This is a genomic window from Paenibacillus sp. A3 (genome assembly GCF_001399685.1).
GTDB lineage: Bacteria > Bacillota > Bacilli > Paenibacillales > NBRC-103111 > Paenibacillus_G.
This window is the reverse complement of sequence record NZ_JTHN01000328.1, coordinates 1-6,225: the sequence shown is the minus strand read 5'-3', so window position 1 is coordinate 6,225 and position 6,225 is coordinate 1. Positions and strand designations below refer to the sequence as shown.

Sequence of the window (6,225 nt, the reverse complement as noted above, 5' to 3'; positions counted from 1 at the left end):
AAATAGAGGTGGGGTATATTCCGTAAGAGTTTACGTCCGCCTTTGAAACCTGTGAAAATACCGCTAATTCTAATCCAGTTCACGGGTAGATTGGGGGTCCCCGGAAAGCAATCGGAATAAGCTTCCAAGTGTTTCTTCACTTTCTGGGGGAGGGCAGCGGCTGGAGGGATATACCCCACCGGCGTATGCTTAGATTTTCTACGCGAAGCGGGCTCCTCGACACAGGGAGCCCTTTTTCAGGCCCTTGACTCATTGCCTATTCGCACCCTTCCGCCTTCCAATAACCGAGCGCTTCTCCGACGCGTACCTTGCTGCCGACATCGAGACCGTTGCGGAACGCGAAAGCTTCCTTCTCGACCAGCAGTACAACCGTCGAACCGAATTCGAAGAAGGCCAGCTCCTCTCCCCGGTCCAACCGGGCGCGCAGCGGCTCCGTATACCGAATGCTGCTGACGTTCATCGCTCCCACCTTGACGACCGTCGTCATTCCGAACCGGTGCCTGATGCAGGTAATCAGCCGTTCATTGCGGCTCAATACCTTGGGCATATGCCGCAGGCTGCGTTCGTGAACCGGATAGACCGTTCCCGGGATGCGGCGCGTGGCGGTCACCTCTCCGGCAACCGGGGAATGGACGCGATGGTAGTCGGCCGGGCTCAAATACAGGACGATAAAATAGCCGTTGCGGTACCGGTCTTTCATGGGCAAATCATGGAGCAGCTCGTCCAAGCCGTAATCTTGACCCTTGACGATAAAACGCAGCTTGTCGTTCATCGAACCGATACCGGTGACGGTTCCGTCCACGGGGCTGACCAGCGAAGCGGCGTCGGGATCGACGGGCCGCAGTCCGGCTTTTAACCGACGAATGAAAAAGTCGTTCAACGATTCGTAAGCCTCCAGCGGTTGTTCGGCTTCCTCGACCCGGATGCCGTACGTTTTTGCAAAGGATCGGATGAGCCTGCGGCTAGCTTTCGACTTGGTGAACGAACCGATTCGCTCGGACAGCCATTTGCGGGACGACAGCTCGGTTAGCAAACAAAATAATTGCCGATTCACTTTATTCATCGCCAGCCTTCGTTATAATAAATACACGAACGAGACGAATTATAAAGGCGGCGGGCGGCTTCATCAATCACGAATTTCCTATCGTTACGATAGGTGTACCGAATGAACGATTGGATGATTCAAAACAGTCCGGAGACCGTATCCCAATAGTAACGGACCGGCAGTGCAATACAGAGCAGCGTCAGTATGTAGCGGAACCCGGTTTCCATGAACGAACCCGTTTCGATCGCCATAAATTTCGGCAGCAGCCGGAATTTGAGCTTGATCGGCCACAGCAGCTCGACTCCCTGCTCATTGAACAAATCGATGAAAGCATGGGACGCGTAAGCGAGCAGAAGGCTCCAGAACAGCGGTTCCGGAAGCGGCAGCAGCAGCGCGGCAATTCCGAACAGAAATAGGACGGAGTGCGTCAGCGTCCGGTGCCGGACGTTCATGAGCCGCAGCACGAAGGACAGCGGAAAAAATACTTTGGCCATCGTCGATCCCTGTTTGTCAATGTCGGCCAAAGGGCCTGCCAAGCAGCCAAGCAGAAGCGCAGCGGCGGTTTCCCAGGACAAAAGCGGCACCTGAAAGTGCAGCAGCACCCCTTCCGCGGCCAGCAAACCGGCGACGCTGTGCGTTTTTTGCAGCATTCTTAGATCCTCCTCGTTATTCTGTGTTGTTGCGGCCCGGTCAAGAGCATTCCCCATTATACCAAACATATGATCGCATTTCTACATCTCTTACAACCGGATACAAATCGGTTCGCTCGCGGACCCGTTTTTCTGTTCCTCCCGCGCCCTTCCCTCTGCAATTGTTAAGAAACCGTTAGCGCATGCGGTCCAAAACGCCGGGACAAGCTAATTTTTATCTAACCGAAATATGCTAATCTTTTTTTGCCCGGATATGAGGAATTTGTCGAATTCGGATCGTCTATGATAGAGGGCCCGCAACGATGCCCTACTGGGAGCTTCGTGCTGTCCTGTGCACTTTATTTCATCAGGGGGCTGCTTTATGCAAAAATTCATGCTGGTGCTTGCCGTTGTATTCGCCGTCAACTTTACCGCCACAGGCTCGACGCCTGCTACGCGCGCAGACAACAGCGGCCTCGTTACCGCGCACCGCGGCAGCTCGCATGCCGCGCCCGAGAATACGGCGAGCTCGATTCGCCAAGCGATCAAGGACGGCGCAGGCTATGCCGAGCTTGACGTTCAGGAGACGGCGGACGGGGTGATCGTGCTGATGCACGACGACAGCGCCAAACGGACGACGGGAATCAACAAGCCCATGTGGGAAATTCCGTACGGCGAGCTGCGCCAAGCGAGCGCCGGCGAATGGTTTCACCCGCAATTTCGCCAAGAACGCGTCCCGACATTGGAAGAAATCATCGAGATCGCCCAAGGCAAAATCAAGCTCAACATCGAGCTTAAAAATAACGGTCATCAAAAACGGCTTGCCGAGGAAACCGTCAACATTATCGAGCGCCGCAAATTCACGGCCGACTGTACGGTAACGTCGTTCGATCCGGCGCTTTTGCGAAAAGTAAAGCAGCTCAATGCAAGCATTCGGACCGGCTTGATCGTAGGGCAAAAATCCGCAAACCGCGAAGCGCTGTTTACGGACCGTAACTACGAAGTGCTCAGCGCCGCTTATCCTTTGGTCAACGAAGAGTTTATGCGTCTCGCCGCGCAGCATCGCAAGCAAGTGTTCGTCTGGACCGTCAACGACAAAAAGACGATGAACCGCATGCTGAAGCTTGGCGTCGACAGCATCATCACGAACGAGCCCGCACAGTTGGTCGAGCTTCTGCGCCAACGCCGCGCCAAGTCCTGACTCCCCGGAGAACGGCAAAACCCGCCTTGCCGCAGTCCGTCCGGACCCGAAGGCGGGTTGTTTTGTTTATGTGCTTCCAATGTGATTATGTCGCGCTCTTGCGAATGACGAATTCATTCTCCATCATCGTCCAGATGCCAGGATCCTCCATGCCGAGTCTCCACAAAGCGATGCCTCGGATGCCCAGTCGATGGGCAAGCTGCATTTTCGACCGGATGCTGGCCGTGTTTTCAAACCAAACCTCGTGCTTGTTGCCGGACTCATCCGTATAAGCGAACATCGGTGTCTGCGTTTTCTCGTCGAAGATGACTTCTTTATTATATCTTCTCGCCAAATTCATCGCCATGGCATAGGTCGCATACGTGTTGCGTCCCGTCGTCAAGTTGAAATCGAAGCCGAACACCGAGACGGCGGCCGTAATTTTGGATGCTGGCATTTTGGTAAGCGCGTATTTGACCACGGTTTCCATCCAGCCGATCGAGACGACGGGACCCGGACCGCTTCCCGGCCAGCCATGCTCGTTATACAGCATGACCACGAACTCGTCGACGGCCTCGCCGAGAACGGCATAATTGAACGGCGCCGAGAAGGGATTCGTCGGTTCGTCCGAGGTGCGCGACGGCGTATCGACCGAATAAAAATAGCCTTGGTTCCGCAAGGCGCTGCCGAGCTCCCGGTAAAAGGCCGATAGGCGCTCCCGGTCCTCGTAGCGCACATCCTCGAAGTCGATGTTGACCCCGTCGAAGTTGTACCGCTGGATCAGCGCGATCACGCTGGAAATGAACGCCCTGCGCGTATCCGGCGTAGCCAGCATGCCGCGGATGACTTCCTTGTTAGCCTCCTGATTCCCTCTTTCGTACAGCAGATTATGCACTGTAGGAAGCATTTTCACATTATGGCGATGGCCGTAATCCACGACCTGCCGCATGTAGGCGTCGGTGAACGTTGCCGGAAACTTCTCGATTTCCGTCGGATTGGCCCGGTTAATGCGAAAATGAAACATGCCTACAGCGGACAACTGCGCGGTATGCTCCACAAAGACTTGATACGAGCTGGGGAGCGTCGGTCCTTCCTTTTCCGTGTAAAAGCCCAACACCTGCTGCACCGGGCGTTCCCCGCCGTGAGGAACGACCCGGACGAGATCCCGGAGCACCCAGCCGACCCGTCCGTCGTACAGTTGGACGCGCACCCAGTCGCCTTCGATTCCCGTCACCGGCAGCCTGGCTCCCCGGTCCATCTGGTCGATGAGCGGCGATGTCGTTCCCGGATATTGGCGGATGTTCGCCGTGTTCACATTGACGATGGCCTCCGTATAAACGGGAATCCGGAGCCTTTGACCGATCTGCAAAGCCGTGGACGTCAATCCGTTTAAAATCATGATCGCTTGGTATGTCGTCCCGAACCTTTGAGCAATCGAATAAAGCGAATCGCCGGCCTGCACCGTGTAAGTCCTTTGCCCGGAAACCGGAATGGTCAACGTCTGGCCCACATAAATGATAGTCGAGGTCAATCTGTTCGTTTCCATCAGCGCGTCTACCGTGACCCCGAACCTTTGGGCAATCGAGTAGAGGGAATCCCCCTGCTGAACGACATAAGTAATCATGGTCTTCTCCTTTACGAAGCATGTTACTACTATTCGTATTCAGCCGAGGGACGCATTACGATCGGTGCTCATAAATTTTTTGAATGGTTAGATAAATCCACCGTTGACGCGCAGCGTCTGGCCGGTGATCCATTGCGACTTGTCGCTGACCAGCAGCTCGACCGCGTCGGCGATGTCTTCGGGTTCCCCTATACGGCCGAACGCATTGAGCTTTTTCGTGCCCTCGATCTGCTCCTCGGTTTTACCTGCCGTAAAAAGCTCCGTATTCACAGGGCCGGGAGCTACCGCATTAATCGTAATTTGCTTCGCGCCGAATTCCTTCGAAAGCTGACGGGTGAATTGTTCGACCGCCCCTTTCGTGCCCGCGTAGACGCTGTACGTCGGAAACATCTGACCGATGACGGAGGTCGAGAAGTTCACGATTCTGCCGTTGTTTTCCATATGCTTCATCGCTTGCTGGCACGCGAAAAAGGTGCCTTTGACATTCACGGCGAACTGTTTCTCAAAAACGTCCTCCGTCACGTCCGAAAGCGGTTTGTTGAGCATCAGTCCGGCGTTGTTGATCAGAATATCCACTTTCCCGTATTCGGCGATCGTTTGGGCAAACAGTCGTTCGATATCGCTTACCTTGCCGAGATCGGCGCGAATGGCGGTCGCTTGACCGCCCTTTTGAACAATGCCCGCCACCGCTTCGGCTGCCTTCTCCGGACTCCCGGCATAATTGATCGCCACCTTGGCCCCCAGTCCGGCCAACCGCTCGGCAATGACGCGGCCGATTCCCCGCGACGATCCGGTAACGATGGCTACTTTACCTTCCAATGGTTTCATATGTGCTTCCCTTCTTTCTTATTCGTTGGTTTTGAGGCCTTGCTCGATCAGAGCCCACACATCCGAAAACTCGGCGTCGACCGCCGGGCTTTTCCATTCGTAAGCATGAGCCGGATGATGAAACCGCGCCGTAGCGTAAAAGACGGCACGGGCCGACCGTTCGGGGTGGTCGGACTTCAGACCGCCGCGGAGCATGATATCCGTCAGATGCTCGACAATACGGCCAATGTGCTTGGAGATGAGTTCGGCGGATTCATCGGTTACTTTGGCATACATGGCAAACAACGCTTCGTCTTCGCGGGCATAGTGCCGCTTTAGCTGGACGAGCGTCCGGATATACGCTTTTACATGTCCGACTCCGTGCAAAGAAGAGTCGTAGCACACGTCCGCAAGCGGCGCGACGATCTTCTTCTCCAGCCATTGCTCCGTCGCCGCTTCGAAAAGCTCCGTCTTGCTTTTGAAATGGCGGTAAATGCTGCCGTGACTGACGCCTAAGGCTTTCGCCACATCCGTTACCGAGGTCTTCGCCATCCCGTATCGTTTGATCGTTTCTTCCGCTGCCGCAATGATTCGTTCCTTCGTTAACACGTCCGAGGACTTTTCCATGAAAACACAACCCTTCTTGACATCAGAATAGCACATTCGAGTGACAAATGACAAATTTTATTTTTTTCATTCAAAAATTCTGGGCATCCCGATTGGGATATTCCTGGGTCAGGCCTCGGGCAGCTTGGCGGAGGGCTTCGCGCCGTTCCCTACGCCGCCGCTCTGTCGACGGTGGTCGGAATTTTGTTTACGCTTTTTTCCCGCCAGTTTCGAGCGGTGGCCGCGTCAATTAGTAAAAAAAATGCCCGCACCTTAAATCGGTACCGGGCTCAGAGTGTTGAGTAGCCTTTAAAATAGAAAAACTCAGACAAAT

Annotated in this window: 6 protein-coding genes; 1 reads left to right on the top strand and 5 read right to left on the bottom strand. The window is 54.7% G+C overall.

Features of this window, described 5'->3' with window-relative positions; translation table 11 throughout:
• Window positions 1–256: 256 nt before the first annotated feature.
• Both asd and QJ48_RS34165 read right to left on the bottom strand, forming a co-directional pair.
• Complete coding sequence (asd, locus tag QJ48_RS34170; protein WP_054977731.1) at window positions 257–1,063, bottom strand: archaetidylserine decarboxylase; 807 nt, start codon at window positions 1,061–1,063, stop codon at window positions 257–259.
• A gap of 119 nt (window positions 1,064–1,182) precedes the next feature.
• Entirely contained in the window at window positions 1,183–1,695 is a 513-nt protein-coding gene (locus QJ48_RS34165; protein ID WP_054977730.1) for a metal-dependent hydrolase, read from the bottom strand.
• Window positions 1,696–2,056: 361 nt separating this feature from the next.
• Here QJ48_RS34165 and QJ48_RS34160 point away from each other — a divergent pair, with 361 nt between their 5' ends.
• A complete protein-coding gene (locus QJ48_RS34160) occupies window positions 2,057–2,875 on the top strand; it encodes a glycerophosphodiester phosphodiesterase family protein (protein ID WP_054977729.1) in 819 nt (272 codons plus the stop codon).
• An 85-nt stretch (window positions 2,876–2,960) separates the two neighbouring features.
• Here the strand turns inward: QJ48_RS34160 and QJ48_RS34155 are convergent, their stop codons facing one another.
• From QJ48_RS34155 to QJ48_RS34145, 3 genes are all read right to left on the bottom strand, one after another.
• On the bottom strand, window positions 2,961–4,478 hold the full coding sequence (locus tag QJ48_RS34155) for a LysM peptidoglycan-binding domain-containing protein (protein WP_157261851.1): 1,518 nt from the start codon (window positions 4,476–4,478) through the stop codon (window positions 2,961–2,963).
• An 87-nt stretch (window positions 4,479–4,565) separates the two neighbouring features.
• The gene (locus QJ48_RS34150; RefSeq protein WP_054977728.1) at window positions 4,566–5,306 is read right to left on the bottom strand and encodes an SDR family oxidoreductase; all 741 of its coding nucleotides are present in this window, start codon (window positions 5,304–5,306) and stop codon (window positions 4,566–4,568) included.
• Window positions 5,307–5,324: 18 nt separating this feature from the next.
• Window positions 5,325–5,912, bottom strand: coding sequence for a TetR/AcrR family transcriptional regulator (locus QJ48_RS34145; RefSeq protein WP_054977727.1), 588 nt, complete (start codon window positions 5,910–5,912; stop codon window positions 5,325–5,327).
• Window positions 5,913–6,225 lie beyond the last annotated feature (313 nt).

What these genes read in the sequence shown, in the direction of transcription:
- asd (WP_054977731.1), bottom strand. Translation starts at nt 1,063, where the DNA reads ATGAATAAAGTGAATCGGCAATTATTTTGTTTGCTAACCGAGCTGTCG.
- QJ48_RS34165 (WP_054977730.1), bottom strand. Translation starts at nt 1,695, where the DNA reads ATGCTGCAAAAAACGCACAGCGTCGCCGGTTTGCTGGCCGCGGAAGGG.
- QJ48_RS34160 (WP_054977729.1), top strand. Translation starts at nt 2,057, where the DNA reads ATGCAAAAATTCATGCTGGTGCTTGCCGTTGTATTCGCCGTCAACTTT.
- QJ48_RS34155 (WP_157261851.1), bottom strand. Translation starts at nt 4,478, where the DNA reads ATGATTACTTATGTCGTTCAGCAGGGGGATTCCCTCTACTCGATTGCC.
- QJ48_RS34150 (WP_054977728.1), bottom strand. Translation starts at nt 5,306, where the DNA reads ATGAAACCATTGGAAGGTAAAGTAGCCATCGTTACCGGATCGTCGCGG.
- QJ48_RS34145 (WP_054977727.1), bottom strand. Translation starts at nt 5,912, where the DNA reads ATGGAAAAGTCCTCGGACGTGTTAACGAAGGAACGAATCATTGCGGCA.